The 13,692-nt window shown below is 66.7% G+C and carries 15 protein-coding genes; 9 read left to right on the top strand and 6 right to left on the bottom strand.

The window, feature by feature from the left end:
• The first annotated feature begins 1 nt into the window (after nucleotide 1).
• From N800_RS03785 to N800_RS03800, 4 genes are all read left to right on the top strand, one after another.
• Complete coding sequence (locus N800_RS03785) at nucleotides 2-1,087, top strand: class III poly(R)-hydroxyalkanoic acid synthase subunit PhaC (protein ID WP_036135021.1); 1,086 nt, start codon at nucleotides 2-4, stop codon at nucleotides 1,085-1,087.
• 64 nt (nucleotides 1,088-1,151) lie between these two features.
• Complete coding sequence (locus N800_RS03790; RefSeq protein ID WP_036135161.1) at nucleotides 1,152-1,352, top strand: PspC domain-containing protein; 201 nt, start codon at nucleotides 1,152-1,154, stop codon at nucleotides 1,350-1,352.
• Nucleotides 1,322-1,804: a hypothetical protein gene (locus N800_RS03795; protein ID WP_425476493.1), complete on the top strand. Its 483-nt coding sequence runs from the start codon at nucleotides 1,322-1,324 to the stop codon at nucleotides 1,802-1,804. Before N800_RS03790 ends, N800_RS03795 begins: the two co-directional genes overlap by 31 nt.
• A 73-nt stretch (nucleotides 1,805-1,877) precedes the next feature.
• Nucleotides 1,878-3,179, top strand: coding sequence for a PQQ-dependent sugar dehydrogenase (locus N800_RS03800; protein WP_036135024.1), 1,302 nt, complete (start codon nucleotides 1,878-1,880; stop codon nucleotides 3,177-3,179).
• A gap of 123 nt (nucleotides 3,180-3,302) precedes the next feature.
• On the opposite strand, the gene N800_RS03805 is transcribed toward N800_RS03800, so the two are convergent.
• Both N800_RS03805 and N800_RS03810 read right to left on the bottom strand, forming a co-directional pair.
• Nucleotides 3,303-3,674, bottom strand: a complete 372-nt coding sequence (locus N800_RS03805) for a hypothetical protein (RefSeq protein WP_036135027.1) — start codon at nucleotides 3,672-3,674, stop codon at nucleotides 3,303-3,305.
• A 147-nt stretch (nucleotides 3,675-3,821) separates the two neighbouring features.
• Nucleotides 3,822-4,625 (bottom strand): NRDE family protein, encoded by an 804-nt coding sequence (locus N800_RS03810; protein ID WP_036135030.1) that lies wholly within the window; start codon nucleotides 4,623-4,625, stop codon nucleotides 3,822-3,824.
• 313 nt (nucleotides 4,626-4,938) lie between these two features.
• Between N800_RS03810 and N800_RS03815 the strand changes: the two genes are divergently transcribed.
• The 4 genes from N800_RS03815 to N800_RS03830 are packed head-to-tail and all read left to right on the top strand — an operon-like array spanning nucleotide 4,939 to nucleotide 8,192.
• Nucleotides 4,939-5,268, top strand: a complete 330-nt coding sequence (locus tag N800_RS03815; protein ID WP_425476494.1) for an ArsR/SmtB family transcription factor — start codon at nucleotides 4,939-4,941, stop codon at nucleotides 5,266-5,268.
• Nucleotides 5,269-5,319: 51 nt separating this feature from the next.
• Nucleotides 5,320-6,324, top strand: a complete 1,005-nt coding sequence (locus tag N800_RS03820) for an ArsJ-associated glyceraldehyde-3-phosphate dehydrogenase (protein ID WP_036135032.1) — start codon at nucleotides 5,320-5,322, stop codon at nucleotides 6,322-6,324.
• A gap of 3 nt (nucleotides 6,325-6,327) precedes the next feature.
• Complete coding sequence (arsJ, locus tag N800_RS03825; RefSeq protein WP_052107888.1) at nucleotides 6,328-7,587, top strand: organoarsenical effux MFS transporter ArsJ; 1,260 nt, start codon at nucleotides 6,328-6,330, stop codon at nucleotides 7,585-7,587.
• On the top strand, nucleotides 7,584-8,192 hold the full coding sequence (locus N800_RS03830) for a cation efflux transmembrane domain-containing protein (protein WP_036135035.1): 609 nt from the start codon (nucleotides 7,584-7,586) through the stop codon (nucleotides 8,190-8,192). Before arsJ ends, N800_RS03830 begins: the two co-directional genes overlap by 4 nt.
• 86 nt (nucleotides 8,193-8,278) lie before the next feature.
• Here N800_RS03830 and N800_RS03835 read toward each other — a convergent pair whose 3' ends face one another.
• The 4 genes from N800_RS03835 to N800_RS15825 are packed head-to-tail and all read right to left on the bottom strand — an operon-like array spanning nucleotide 8,279 to nucleotide 12,327.
• On the bottom strand, nucleotides 8,279-8,896 hold the full coding sequence (locus tag N800_RS03835) for a DUF2894 domain-containing protein (RefSeq protein ID WP_052107889.1): 618 nt from the start codon (nucleotides 8,894-8,896) through the stop codon (nucleotides 8,279-8,281).
• A gap of 26 nt (nucleotides 8,897-8,922) precedes the next feature.
• Nucleotides 8,923-9,567 (bottom strand): OmpA family protein, encoded by a 645-nt coding sequence (locus N800_RS03840; RefSeq protein WP_036135038.1) that lies wholly within the window; start codon nucleotides 9,565-9,567, stop codon nucleotides 8,923-8,925.
• Entirely contained in the window at nucleotides 9,564-11,660 is a 2,097-nt protein-coding gene (locus N800_RS03845; protein WP_036135041.1) for a DUF802 domain-containing protein, read from the bottom strand. Before N800_RS03845 ends, N800_RS03840 begins: the two co-directional genes overlap by 4 nt.
• A 1-nt stretch (nucleotide 11,661) precedes the next feature.
• Entirely contained in the window at nucleotides 11,662-12,327 is a 666-nt protein-coding gene (locus tag N800_RS15825; RefSeq protein WP_232227535.1) for a DUF3348 domain-containing protein, read from the bottom strand.
• A 30-nt stretch (nucleotides 12,328-12,357) separates the two neighbouring features.
• On the opposite strand from N800_RS15825, the gene N800_RS15550 reads away from it, so the two are divergent.
• A complete protein-coding gene (locus N800_RS15550) occupies nucleotides 12,358-13,623 on the top strand; it encodes an AraC family transcriptional regulator (RefSeq protein WP_156962864.1) in 1,266 nt (421 codons plus the stop codon).
• Nucleotides 13,624-13,692: the final 69 nt, after the last annotated feature.

The following is a 13,692-nucleotide window of genomic DNA, read 5'->3' on the forward strand; positions in this document are numbered from 1 at the left end:
CATGAATGCCTTCGACAGCTTTGGCCCCCTCGGGTTCACCGCGCAGTCGCTGGCCGAGGAAGCCGCGAAGATGCAGCACAAGCTCGCCGCCGGCCTCGAGACGCTGACCGAGGTCGACGAGGTCGACTACGGCGCCACCCGCCGCGAGGAAGTGTGGCGTGACGGCAAGGTGGTGCTGTACCGCTTCATCGGCGAGCGCGCGCCCACCGCCAAGGTGCCGCTGATGATCGTGTATGCGCTGGTCAACCGCCCGTACATGGTGGACCTGCAGTCGGACAAGTCCATCGTGCGAGGGCTGCTGGAGCGCGGCGAGGACGTGTACGTGCTGGACTGGGGTTACCCCGACCGCTCCGACCGCTACCTCGAGCTTGAGGATTACATCCAGCGCTGGGTCGGCGGTGCCGTCGACCACCTGCGCAGCGCGTACCACCAGGACGCCATCAACCTGCTGGGCATCTGCCAGGGCGGCGCGTTTTCGCTCTGCTATTCAGCGCTCAACCCGCGCAAGGTGCGCAACCTCATCACCATGGTCACCCCGGTGGATTTCCACACCGAAGGCAACATGCTGGCCAACTGGACCCGCGGCATGGACGTGGACCTGATGGTCGACACGCTGGGCAACGTGCCGGCCGACATGATGAATTTCACCTACCTGCAGCTCAAGCCATGGCGGCTGTTCGTGCAGAAATACGTGGGCCTGGTCGACATCCTGGACAACAAGCAGGCACTGGAAGACTTCCTGCGCATGGAAAAGTGGATCTTCGACTCGCCCGACCAGGCCGGCGAAGCCTTCCGTCAGTTCATCAAGCAGTTCTACCAGGGCAACGGCTTCGTCAAGGGCGGCATCGACATCGGCGGCCACCCGGTTGACCTCATCCACGTGGACATGCCGGTGCTCAACATCTTCGCCGAGCAGGACCACCTGGTGCCACCCGAGGCGTCGAAGGCGCTGGGGGGCTTGGTGGGCAGCCAGGACTACAGCGAGCTCTCGTTCCGCGGGGGGCACATCGGCATCTACGTGTCGAGCCGGGCCCAGCGCGAGGTGCCGCAGGCCATCCACGACTGGCTGGCCGCGCGGTCGCGTTGACGGTCACATGCCGGCGGGGCGGGCCCGCGCTATGCTCGCCGGCAAGGCCACAAGGATTGACGCCATGAGCACGCCACGCCCGTTCACCCGCTCCCGTAACGACCGCATGATCGCCGGTGTCCTGGGCGGCATTGCCCAGCGCTTTGGCTGGAACTCCACTCTGCTGCGCGCCATTTTCGTGATCGTCTCGATCGCGTCGGCGGCGTTCCCCGGCATCCTGGTGTACCTGATCCTGTGGCTGCTCATGCCGGAGGAGGGCGCCTGAGCCCTTGGTTGCGCCGCGCCGGGCAGGCGCTCGGCATTGCGTGGGCCTCACCCAATACCGCGTTGGGGCTGCTGGCGGGCGGCATCGGCATGGCCTTTGGTGCGCACGCGCACCTGCGCCCACGCGACATGGCCGTAGTGTTCCACGGCTGGCCGTGGGGCCCCGGTGGCGCGCTGACCATGGGCAACGTCATCCTGCATACCGGCGACACGCTCGATTCGCCCTGCATCACCTACGCGCATCGCGCCGGCCACGGGGCGGAGCCGCACATCGTGCTGGCCGACCATGAGCGCGCGCATGTCTACCAGTACATGGTGCTTGGACCGCTGTTCCTGCCCGTATACCTGTTGTGCGGTGGGGTGAGCGTGCGCAACCCGTTCGAGCGCGCTGCGGACCGTTACGCGCAATGCGGGCGCGGCTGGTGGCCGTGGAGTGCATCAGGTCCGTCGTAACAACGACGTCGCGTAGACAAGGCGTTGCCGCGGTGCGTGCTACACGGGTTGGACACTCCCCGACTGTGGCCCCATGCGTCCTTATTCCGCCATTGGCCTTGCCTTGCTGCTGGCCGCCTGTGCTGTCCCTGCGGAGCGCGACACGGGCGTGGGCAGCCAGCCCACGCTGCCAAAGGCCAAGCCACCGATCATCCCCACCGTGGATATCGCTCCGGCGGAGGGCTGGGCGGCGGGTGAGACGCCTGTGCCCGCCCGCGGGCTCCAGGTAAGCGCTTTCGCCGCCGGTCTCGACCACCCGAGGTGGCTACTGGTGCTGCCCGATGGCGACGTGCTGGTTGCCGAATCCAATGGTCCTTCGGGCAAGTCAGGCATCCGTGGCGTCAAGGGCGCCATCATGAAGCAGGTGATGGGCAAGGCTGGCGCGGGGACTCCCAGTGCCGACCGGATCACGCTGCTGCGTGATGCCGACGGGGATGGCGTGGCCGAGCTGAGGACTCCGTTCGCCACTGGCCTGCACTCGCCGTTCGGAATGGCGCTGATTGGAGCGACGTTGTACGTCGCAAATGCCGACGCGATTGTCGCGACGGCATACACTCCGGGCGCGACGCAGGCTGGCCCTTTCCGCCACGTCGTGTCGCTGCCGGGCAAGGGCGACCAGCTGAACCACCATTGGACCAAGAGCCTGCTCGCCGATCGCGAAGGTCGCTTCCTTTATGTGGGCGTGGGCTCCAACAGCAACATCGGCGAGAACGGCATGGCTGCCGAAACGAACCGCGCTGCGATCCTGCGCATCGATCCCGCTTCAGGCGATACGCGGGTGTTCGCGTCGGGGCTGCGCAATCCCGTGGGCCTCGCATGGGAGCCGACCACGCAACGACTGTGGGCCGTGGTGAACGAGCGCGACGAGCTGGGCAACAACCTGGTGCCGGACTACCTGACCTCGGTCAGCGAAGGCGGTTTCTACGGGTGGCCGTGGTACTACTGGGGCGGGAACCGCGACACCCGCGTGCCGCTGCCGGCGGGCGCCTCGCCAACACCGCTGCGGCCGGATTACGGATTGGGCAACCACGTCGCGCCGCTGGGCCTGGCATTCTCGACGGGGAATGCGCTGGGCGAGCGGTTCGCACAAGGCGCGTTCGTCGGCCTGCACGGCTCCTGGAACCGCAAACCGCTCAACGGCTACAAGGTGGTGTTCGTGCCATTCCAAGCCGGGCATCCCGCCGGTCCGCCGGTAGAGGTGCTCGGCGGCTTCCTCAGCGCGGATGGCAAGGCCCATGGCCGTCCAGTGGGCGTGGCGATGCATGCGGATGGCGTGCTGGTCGCCGATGACGTGGGCAACGCGATCTGGAAGTTGCGACGCGCGCCACGCCCGTAGTGCGTAGCGCTCGGAACGGCAAACGGAATCAAGAGCTTCAAACAGAATCGCCGGCACTGCGACTCCTGGAGCGGGACGAGGAGTGTCCGGAGTCGCAGGCCGGCGAATGGGGCAACCGAAGGATTACTTACCGTCGGTATTGTTCTTGGCGTCAGCCGCGGCAGCGGCTTCCTCGGCGGCGTCCTGCGCCTGTTCCGCGGCATCGGCGGCCTTCTCGGCGGAGTCGGCCAGGTCGTCGCGGCGCGTCACTTCGTCGCCCGACACGGCCTGCGCCGTGGTGGCCGAAGCATCGGCTGCCGCCGCAGCAGCATCAGCCGCAGCCTGGGCCGCCGTGGTCGCCGCGGCGTCGCCGGTGGCGGCAGCGTTGTTGGCGGCCTCCTGGGCTTCCGAAGCCGATTCGGCGGCGTCCTGCGCGGACATGTTCGCCTGGTCCTTGTTGCAGGCGCCCAGCGCCAGCACGAAGGCCATCGCGAGAAGGGTCTTGGTCGTATTCATCGTGTGCTCTCCTGGAACGCGTTGGTGCGTCGCAGGCACCTTGCCGGTGGGCGCGTGAAAGCCACGGCAAAACCACGGCCTGCAAGGGAAAATCGTTCAGCTTGTGAAACAAAGCCGAACTCGCGTCGCATCCACCCGCGTTTCGGGTCAGGCGATACTTTCGGGCATCGCCAGTGCCTGCACCGTTTGCCCGGTTACTTCCGCGTCGGGCCCGAAACGACGTTCCACGAACAACAGGCGCCCGCGTTCCACCAGAACCACGGTGCTGCAGCGAGTGCCATACGTGCCATTGCGCACGAAGGGCGGCGACAGCATGCGCTCCAGCGCCAACCCCACACCGGTATCGGGCAAAGCTGAATCGGGCGCGAGCGTGGTATCCGCCAATGCCTGGAGCAGCGGTTCCAACGAATCCACGTCATCCGTCTCGCGTGCAGCGGCCACGTCTCCGGCCAGCCATGCGGACAACGCGGCCGTGGCATGCCCGCCCTTGGGCCACACTGCATCGAAGGCACCGTTGGACATGGCGTGCACGCCAGGCTCGATGGGGTGCGAGGCAAAGCCCGGATGGTTGGTGGCGAACGCCAGCGTGCTGCCATCCCACGCCAACAGGTTGAAGCGACCGAAATCCGGAGCGTCGGGTGCCAGCGACGTGCACCAGTCGGGCGACGTGGCGGTGTCCTGCATGAACTGCGTCACCAATAGCCCACGCGAACGCGGCGCCGCCTCCGCGACCAGGCCTTGGCGCACGTTGGTTACCGCGGCCAGCCGCCCCCTCGACGACACCATCAGCCAACTGCCGCCCTGCAACCCATCGCGGCCGCCAAACACGCCGGGCAGATCCGGGTAAGCACCGGCGGGCGATGTGGGGCGCGCGTGCGATTCGTCTCGGTTGGCAATCAGCGCCAACGGGTAGCGGGGGTGGGCGCGCCAGGCGACGGCGATCAGGCACATGCACGCATCCTAGCGCAGCAGCCGACAAACGGCCGGTGATTATTGACGCCCCGCTAACACGGGGGAGCGTAGAGTTCGTGTTGCCGGAGAAAAAGCACGAGACTCACGTTTCCTGCAACAGCTCCGACTGGAAGGCTCAGCTACCCGGGGATTCGTTTCCGAGGACTGGGCCTTCTTCATGCGTGGATATCGGCGACGACCATGGGGGCGCGGCCAAGGCGTCCGGCGCCGAGTGGCGTGAGCGCAAGCTCGCTGCAGACAAGCGCGGTTGGAAGGGTGGGGCAGCTGATTGCCATGATTGTGCCTGTCACATTTGTTCCACTATGCTGGAATTATGGATATAAAGCAGGCCGTCCCCGCGTTGGGCGCTTTGGCGCACGCCTCACGGCTCGCCATCTTCCGCCATCTGGTTGAGCTGGGTCCGGAGGGGGCTTTTCCCGGCGAGTTGATCGAAAAATTCGAGTTGCCGGCGGCGACCCTGTCGTTCCACCTGAAGAACCTGGCCCATGCCGGGCTGATCGAGGGCGAGCAGCAGGGGCGCTACATCCGCTATCGCGCCAACTTTCAACAAATGCAGGGGCTGGTGGACTACCTGACCCAGCACTGCTGCGGTGGAGACCGGTCCAAATGCTTCGGTAAGTGACAACCGCTGGTCTCCACACCTTTCTTCCTCCATCGACTTGACGGCAATCACATGGGCATTCGCGTTGGCATCAATGGTTTTGGCCGCATGGGGCGACTCACCCTGCGCGCGGCATGGGGCAATCCTGAGGTGCAGTTCGTCCAGATCAACGACCCGGCCGGCGATGCCGCGACATTGGCGCACCTGCTGAACTTCGATTCGGTCCACGGCCGCTGGCAGCACGTGGCGGCGGCCGATGGCGACGCCATCGTCATTGATGGCACCCGCATCCCCGTCACCCGCAACAAGGAACTGGCCGCCACCGACTGGTCCGGCTGCGATGTGGTGCTTGAGGCCTCGGGCAAGTTCCGCAAGCCCGACGTGCTGCAGCCGTATCTGGACCAAGGGGTGAAGCGGGTGGTGGTGACTGCGCCGGTCAAGGCCGAAGGCGCGCTCGACGTGGTGGTGGGAGTCAACCATCAGCGCTTTGATCCCGCGCGGCACCGCATCGTGTCGGCCGCGTCGTGCACGACCAATTGCCTGGCGCCGGTGGTGAAGGTGATCCATGAGGGACTGGGCATCCGTCATGGCAGCCTGACCACGATCCACAGCCTGACCAATACGCAGGTCATCGTCGATGCCCCGCACAAGGACCTGCGCCGCGCGCGTTCGTGTGGCAGCAGCCTGATTCCGACGTCGACCGGCTCGGCGACGGCCATCGCCGAAATTTTCCCCGAGCTCAAGGGTCGCCTGAACGGTCACGCCGTGCGCGTGCCGCTGACCAATGCGTCGCTGACGGATTGCGTGTTCGAGGTCGAGCGCCCTACCACCGTGGAAGAGGTGAATCGGCTGCTGCAGCAGGGCGCGGAAGGCGAGCTCAACGGCATCCTGGGCTACGAACCGCGTCCGCTGGTGTCGATCGACTTCCTGCACGATCCGCGTTCGAGCATCGTCGACGCGCTGTCCACCATGGTCACCAACGGCACGCAAGTGAAGGTATATGCCTGGTACGACAACGAGTGGGGCTACGTGAATCGCACCGCCGAGCTGGTCCAGTTGGTCGGCAAGGCGGGGTAGGCCATGCTCGCGCGCCTGTCACCCGATATCCGTCAGTACCTGCTGATCACCGGCAATTACTGGGCGTTTACCCTGACCGACGGCGCGCTGCGCATGCTGGTGGTGCTCCATTTCCACCAGTTGGGCTACAGCCCGCTGCAGGTGGCGCTGTTGTTCCTGTTCTACGAGATCTTCGGAGTCATCACCAACCTGGTCGGTGGTTGGCTGGGTGCGCGCATTGGCCTCAACCGCACGATGAACATCGGCCTGGCGATGCAGGTCATCGCCTTGTCGATGCTGCTGGTGCCGGCGGCGTGGCTGACCGTGCCTTGGGTGATGACCGCCCAGGCGCTGTCGGGTGTTGCCAAGGACCTCAACAAGATGAGTGCCAAGAGCAGCATCAAGCTGCTCGTGCCGGGCGATCAGCAGGGGACGTTGTTCCGCTGGGTTGCCGCGCTGACCGGCTCGAAGAACGCCCTGAAGGGCATCGGGTTCTTCCTCGGCGGCGCCTTGTTGACGACCGTGGGGTTTGCGCCCGCGGTGGCCATCATGGCCAGTGGGTTGCTGATGGTCTGGCTATTGAGCCTGGCGATGCTCAAGCGCGACATGGGCAAGGCCAGGAGCAAGCCCAAGTTCCGGGACATCCTCTCGAAGAGCCGGGCCATCAACCTGCTTTCGGCGGCGAGGATGTTCCTGTTCGGCGCGCGGGATGTGTGGTTTGTCGTCGCGGTACCGGTGTTCATGGCAACCACGCTGGGTTGGGACTTCTGGAAGATCGGCGGGTTCATGGCGCTGTGGGTGATCGGCTACGGCGTGGTCCAGTCGGTTGCCCCGTATTTCACCGGCAAGCGCCGCGGCCATGTGCCGGATGGTCGCGCGGCGTTCGCCTGGGCATTGCTGCTCGCTGGCGTGCCAGCGCTGATGGCGCTCCTGTTGGTGCAGGGCCACTCGGCACAGGCTGTGCTCGTTGCGGGACTGGCGGTGTTTGGGTTCGTGTTCGCCGTGAATTCGTCGCTGCACAGCTACCTGATCGTCAGCTACGCGGCCGAGGACGGCGTGTCCCTCGACGTGGGCTTCTATTACATGGCCAACGCGATGGGTCGGCTGGTGGGCACTGTGCTGTCGGGATGGATCTTCCAGGCTTACGGCCTGACGGCGTGCCTGTTGGTGTCGGCCGTGTTCGTCGCGATGGCGGCGCTGGTGTCGGTGGCGTTGCCGCGTCACGCCAAGCTCCTGGTGGATGGCGAAGAGGCACTGCATTCGCGGACGACAGGGGACGTATGAGCGAGTGCGTTTGCCGCCACGAAGCGAGGAATGCGCAGGAGCGGCGAGTGCTTCGCCTTGCACTGCTGCTCAATGCCGCCATGGCCGTCATCGGCGGCATTGCGGGTTGGCTAGCGCAGTCCACGGGGCTGTTGGCCGATGCCTTGGATATGCTGTCGGATGCCAGCGCCTACGCCATCGGGCTGATGGCGATCGGCCGCAGCGTCCGGTTCAAGGCCAACGCCGCCTGGATCAGTGGGTTTGCGTTGTTGATCCTGGGCGTTGCCGTGCTGGCGGAAGTGGCCCGACGCGTCGCATACGGCGCCGATCCATTGAGCGGTTGGATGATCGGCACCGCACTGCTTTCGCTGGCGGTGAACCTGACCGTGCTGCGCCTGCTGTCGCCGTTCAAATCCGGTGAAGTGCACCTGCGCGCCACGTGGCTGTTCACCCGGGCGGATGTCGTGGCCAATCTGGGGGTGATCCTGGCGGGCGCGCTGGTGTTCTGGCTGGCGACACCGTATCCGGACTACGTGATTGGCTTGCTGATCGGTCTGTATGTGATCAAGGAAGCCCTGGAGATTCTGGGCGAGGCTCGCCGCGCAGGCATTCCCCGCGAGTCCTGATGCTTCCCGAACAATCAGCCCCTACTGGCGCGGCATCCTGCTTTCGTCCCGCCCAGGTAGAAAAGCGCCGATGCGGAAGCCGTGCCTCAGGCAGGCCGGCGCCGGGGCTTGGACGGGCTCGCTTTCCTGCTGCCAGTAGCGGTTGGCATGCCCTCCGTTGCCGGCATGTTCTTTGCGCAGATCGGCTCCAGGGCTGACAACGCGTCCACATAGGCGACGAAATGCTCCAGGTACTCCGGCGACACGTCGCGCATCCGGGTCAGCGCGCGATGGACGAGGCTGGCGGAGTTGAGCGGGCCTGCGTCCGCCGGCGCGGGTGTCAGTGCCTGGCGCAACTGGCTTTCCGTGCGGACCTCGGCGCAGACCTGCCTGAGGTCGTCGAACACCGGGGAACACGATCGCGATGGCGATGCATCGCTGGGCACGGCATCACGCTGTGGGGTGTTGGACGCGATGTGTTGGATCAGATCGGCCATCGCGGTACCGCGCGCGGCCCGCGGCGCGCCTGAGTTTGCAGACCTCGCGGTGGCTGTTGCCGTCGCCAAGTCGTCGGCATAGGCATTGACCAGTTCGACCAGCCGCTCATCCAGCAGGCGTCGCACGTCGCCTTCCTGGGCCGCCGTGCGCTGCCCAAACGCCATGATCCGCTGGAAGCGGACGGGGTCCAGACGGTCAGCGCTGTCCTCAAGCCACGCCGCGAGCATTGATCGCGCGCGTGCCGCCTCGTGACTCATGGTGTGTTCCGGTTTGCCTTTGCGGGCTTGGGCATGGGTGCGATTTCCACGCGCCGGTTCCGGGCGCGACCTTCCTCGTCCGCGTTGGAGCCAACCGGCTGCTGCGAACCAAATGCGGCCGCGAAGACAGACGAGGCGGGCACGCCTTCGGCCACCAAGGTGCGGGTCACGGTCAGGGCGCGCTGGGCGGACAGCTCCCAGTTGTCGTCAAACTGCAGGTTGCCGTCGCGCACCTGGCGGTCGTCCGTGAAGCCGCTGACCATCAGGATTTCATCGCGCGCCCCGAGGTATTTCGCCAACGGGCCGGCGATTGACTTCAGCAACTGCCGCCCCTCGGGCTGCAACTTGTCGGAGCTGAGCGCGAACAGCACGTTGCCGCGGATGCCGATGCGGCCGTCCGCCAGCGTCACCCGTCCTTCGGCCAACGGCACCGCCAACACCTGCTCCAGCGTGCGGTTGCGGTGCGCCTCCGCCTCGCGCCTGCGCACTTCCTGGTCCAACTGGTGCGAAAGGCGCATCTGCACGGCAATCACGCCCACGAGGATCAGTGCGAACACGCCCAACAGCACCGACATCAGGTCGCCGAACGCGGCCCAGACGGCGGTGGACGACTCGGCATCGCTGTCGTGTTCGACGCTCATGCCGCCTCAGTCCCGATCATGGCGCGCTGGTCGGCCAGATGCTTCAGCTCGCCGATGATCTGCTTCTGCGAGAGGACGCTGAGGTCGACCACCTCACGCGCCTGCGCCACGTAGTAGGCCAGTTGTTCGTCACTGCGGGCCAGCGATTGGTCCAGCGCGGCTTCGATCGCGTGCAGGCGGACAACCAACTGTTCGTTCGATTCGCCAAAGCGCTGCACCGCCGCGCCGAAGGCATCGCCGAGGCTGGCGACCTCGATGGCACCGGCTGCAATCCGGGTGGCGGCGGCATCCAGCTTGCCGGTCTCGGTCTCGACGTGCGCGGTGAAGCGCGTGCCCACGCGGTCCAACAGGTCCGCGGTGGTGGAGATCAGCGCGTCCACGGAGGTGCGCTGTTCGGTGGACGCATGGTTCACCGCGTCGAGCAGCGTCTCCACCGTGGCCAACAGGCGGCCGCGCTCCTCCAGCATCGCCGTGTCGCGCGCCATGCTGTCGGAAAGCTTCTGGCGAAGTTCGGCGATGACGTCCGCCGCAGCCCTGGGAGCTTCGGATGCCGCTTCCACCAAACGGGAAATCTCCGCGATGGTGTCGCGTGCATGCGCCTGGGTCTGCGCGGAAATGTGGTCTGCGGTGCGCGCCAGCGTGTCGCAAAACGCCTGCTGCCGGCTTGCGGCATGCTCGCCAGCCTGCTCCCAGCGCTCGACCAACGGGCCGGTCATCGCGTCGAACGTGTTCGCCCATGCGGCAAGTCGTTCCTGCGCGCTGGTTTCCAGCGTGGCCTGAAGATCCGCATGCGACTGCTGCACCGTGTGCACCAGCGACGCCGCATGCGTCTCGAAGGTGGCGGCCGCCGCCGCCAATGCCGCCTGGTTGCGGCCAGCCAGTTCGTTGCCCGTCGCGGTCTGTTGCGACAGCGCGTCGGCCCACGCCGCGCTGGTGTTGGCGGTGATCGCATCAAGGCGGGCTGCGACGGACTCGACCATGCCCGCCGAGCGCTGGTCGAACGTATCCGTGAACGTTTCCAGCGCGGCGCGCAGGTCGCGGAACAGCCCTTCGTTGGACTGGCGCTGGTCGGCGAGTGACTGACTCCAGAGGTCGGCTACGGTACGCGTGCTCGCCTGGAACCCCGTGGACAAGCTTTCCATCTGCTGCTGCATCGACTGCATCACGCCGGTATGCAGCGCGGCCGCATTGCGCGCCATCTCGGCCATCGTGGCTTCGACTACCGGCTGCAGCGCCGTACTTGCGGCGCGTGCGCTTTCCGCAGCGCCTTGCATCAAGGACTGCTGCACCGATGCCGCCAGTTGCGTGTACACCGCTTCGGTGCGGTCATGGAATGCGGCCTGCTGCGACAACTGCCGCTCGTTGGCCGCTTGGCTCTGCTGCTCGATGGCCGCCACCATCGCCTGCAGTCGGTCGACCAGGGTGGGCAGCGCATCGGCCTGCCGCTGCAGCAGTTTGAATGCCTCTTCGCGCTGGTGCGGCTGGGAGAACGGGCGCAACGTGGTCGCGATCGCCGCATCCAGTGCCTGTGCCACGTCCCCGCGCTCGCGTCGGCACAGCGCAGACAGCAGCCCCAGCATCGCCGACGCGGCCACGCCCGCGATGGACGTGCCGAAGGCGAATGCCAGCCCCTTGACCGGTGCGGCAATCGAAGCGCGCAAGGTCTGCAGGTCCGATGCGCTTTCCAGCGCCAAGCCGGTGCCCTGCAGCGTGGTCATCATGCCCAGCAACGTGCCCAGCATGCCCAGCAGCACCAGCAGGCCGACCAGATACGGCGTCAGGGCCGGCGCCGGCAGCGGCGTGCGTCCGCTTTCAATGCGCTGGCGCACCGCGTCGCGCAGGGACGGGTGCAGGCGGTCGAGCCAGTCGCCCAGGCTGGGTACGGGCGCGGTCAACGCGGCGAGCCCGTGGGCGAGCGTGGCCGTGGCCTGCCGGTAGCGGTGCAATTCCCATGCGCCGGCCACGTAGCACGCCCCAATCAGCAACACGACGGCCAGCGCCAGCAGATTGGCGCCGACGTAGCCCGCACCAATCCAGGCCAACGCAGCCAGGCCAGTGAAGAAGACAGCGGGTTTGAGCAGGTTCTTGCGCATGTTATCCGTGGGGTGTGTTGCGAAGGGCCGCGAGCAGGCCCTCCGCGGGTTGCAGTCGAATGTCGAGTTCGGCCAGCAGCAGGCGCTGCATGTCCTTGCGGAAGAGATCCAGCCACGCGGTGGCGGGGCGGACGGTGGAGGGTTCGGCGTTGCCCGGCGCATCCTGTCGCAGGCGCTCGAAGTGCTTGCCCAACAGTTCCGGCAATGCGGACAGCAACGCGCGCTCATGCCGCCCCAAGGCCCGCTCCATGACCGCATCCATCGCGGCCAGTTGCTGCAGGGACGGTGCGTGCCGCGCGGCCATGCCTCGCACGCGGCCGCGCAGGTGGCTGGTCTCCGCTTCCATCACCTGCTGCAGGGCCACGTAACGCTGGCGGAAGAAGGCGTAATCGGGCGGTGCGCCATCCGGACCGGCCGCCTCACCCGCTGTCGGTGCGCCCAGCGGCGAGGCGAACGCGCGGTCCCCCTCGATGGCCTTGACCAGCACCGCGCGCACCCGTGCGCATTCGCCGTCCTCCGCGTGGACGCGGGGGACGTCTTCGCTCGGGGGCGGGGAGGGGCGGGCGTCCAACGCAGCCGACAGCGCCACCGCATGGCGCCAATCGATCCACTGGCCAAGCCGGGCCGACAAGGATTGGGGAGGCAGGGGCGCGTCGGCATCGCCCATGCGGGCCAGCAGCCGGATGAGCGCGGGGCCATGGGCCTGCGCCCTTCGGGAAAATTCCACTACGTCCACGCGGGTAAAACGCGGATTTTACACGGCTTTTGGGGCGAGCGCGGCGGCGGGGCGGACTGCCGGGCCGCAGGTCCGGGGGCGGACGGCAGCGCAATTCTCATCACCGGCGCGTGCCGTTATCGTGTGCGGCTGAACCCGGTCGCCCATCGCGGCGCTTCCCCCTCGCGGACACCGTCATCCATGGTCCAGTCCTATTTGCTGTTCTTTTTTGCCGGGCTGGGCGCCTTCAATGGCTTGGCGCTTTCGGCCTATCTGCTCTGGCGACAACCGGTAACCCCCGCGCAACGGTGGCTGGCCGCATTGGTGCTGATGCTCAGCCTCCGCACCGGCAAGTCGGTGGTGTTCTACTTCTGGCCCGAGGTCTCCAAGCTCGTGCTGCAGGTGGGCCTGACCGCCTGCGTGCTCATCGGCCCCTGCCTGATTGGCTTCGTGCGTGCCTGGGTCGACCCGCAACGCTTGCACACCCGCAAGGATCCGATCCTGGGCGTGGGCCTGCTTGGGCTGGCCGTCGGCTTCGGCCTGGCTTGGCCGTACCCGGATCACCTCGATCTGTGGACCGGCCCGGTCTGGTACCTGATCCAGTACGCGTGGCTGGCATGCCTGCTGCTTGCAGGCGGCCTGCTTGTGCGTGCCACGCGGCGGAAGGCGGGCCGGGTGCCCACGGACGGATTGACGAGCGGGCATGTCGCGGCCGTCATCGCGGGCGTCGCGGCGGTCTGGCTGGCCTACTTCACCGCAGGGTTGACCTCGTACATCGTGGGCGCGCTGTCCTTCTCGGTCGTGCTGTACCTGAGCATCATCGTCATGCTCGCCCGGCGCAAGGCCAGCCCGGCGCCGGCTCCCTATCAGGATCGCAAGATCGCGGCCGACGAAGCCGACGCGGCCCTGCAGGCGCTGCACCAGCTGATGGCCGAAGAACACCTGTACCGGGACACCACCCTCACGCTGCCCAAGCTGGCACGCCGCCTGGGCATGCCGGCGGCGCGCCTGTCGCAGCTGCTCAATGACAACCACCAGACCGCCTTCAAGTCGTACCTGGCCCAGGTTCGGGTCGAAGCCGCCAAGCGGTTGTTGAGCGCTCCCGGCGGGGGGGCGATGGAGCAGGTGGCCGAGGCCGCCGGCTTCGTGTCCATGTCCACCTTCTACAGCAGCTTCAGGAAGGTCGAGGGCACGACCCCGGCCGCATGGCGCCAGACCGCCCATCAGGCTTCGCAAGCGGGCTCCTGAAACACGTTTCTGGATTCCGGAAACGCGTTGCAAGCTATTGATATAAAAGGCTATCCGGCAGAGTGCGGG

Source organism: Lysobacter daejeonensis GH1-9, from assembly GCF_000768355.1.
GTDB lineage: Bacteria > Pseudomonadota > Gammaproteobacteria > Xanthomonadales > Xanthomonadaceae > Aerolutibacter > Aerolutibacter daejeonensis.

Coding starts and splice junctions, on each gene's coding strand:
- N800_RS03785 (WP_036135021.1), top strand. CDS start 2: ATGAATGCCTTCGACAGCTTTGGCCCCCTCGGGTTCACCGCGCAGTCG.
- N800_RS03790 (WP_036135161.1), top strand. CDS start 1,152: ATGAGCACGCCACGCCCGTTCACCCGCTCCCGTAACGACCGCATGATC.
- N800_RS03800 (WP_036135024.1), top strand. CDS start 1,878: ATGCGTCCTTATTCCGCCATTGGCCTTGCCTTGCTGCTGGCCGCCTGT.
- N800_RS03805 (WP_036135027.1), bottom strand. CDS start 3,674: ATGAATACGACCAAGACCCTTCTCGCGATGGCCTTCGTGCTGGCGCTG.
- N800_RS03810 (WP_036135030.1), bottom strand. CDS start 4,625: ATGTGCCTGATCGCCGTCGCCTGGCGCGCCCACCCCCGCTACCCGTTG.
- N800_RS03820 (WP_036135032.1), top strand. CDS start 5,320: ATGGGCATTCGCGTTGGCATCAATGGTTTTGGCCGCATGGGGCGACTC.
- arsJ (WP_052107888.1), top strand. CDS start 6,328: ATGCTCGCGCGCCTGTCACCCGATATCCGTCAGTACCTGCTGATCACC.
- N800_RS03830 (WP_036135035.1), top strand. CDS start 7,584: ATGAGCGAGTGCGTTTGCCGCCACGAAGCGAGGAATGCGCAGGAGCGG.
- N800_RS03835 (WP_052107889.1), bottom strand. CDS start 8,896: ATGCTCGCGGCGTGGCTTGAGGACAGCGCTGACCGTCTGGACCCCGTC.
- N800_RS03840 (WP_036135038.1), bottom strand. CDS start 9,567: ATGAGCGTCGAACACGACAGCGATGCCGAGTCGTCCACCGCCGTCTGG.
- N800_RS03845 (WP_036135041.1), bottom strand. CDS start 11,660: ATGCGCAAGAACCTGCTCAAACCCGCTGTCTTCTTCACTGGCCTGGCT.
- N800_RS15825 (WP_232227535.1), bottom strand. CDS start 12,327: ATGGGCGATGCCGACGCGCCCCTGCCTCCCCAATCCTTGTCGGCCCGG.
- N800_RS15550 (WP_156962864.1), top strand. CDS start 12,358: ATGGGCCTGCGCCCTTCGGGAAAATTCCACTACGTCCACGCGGGTAAA.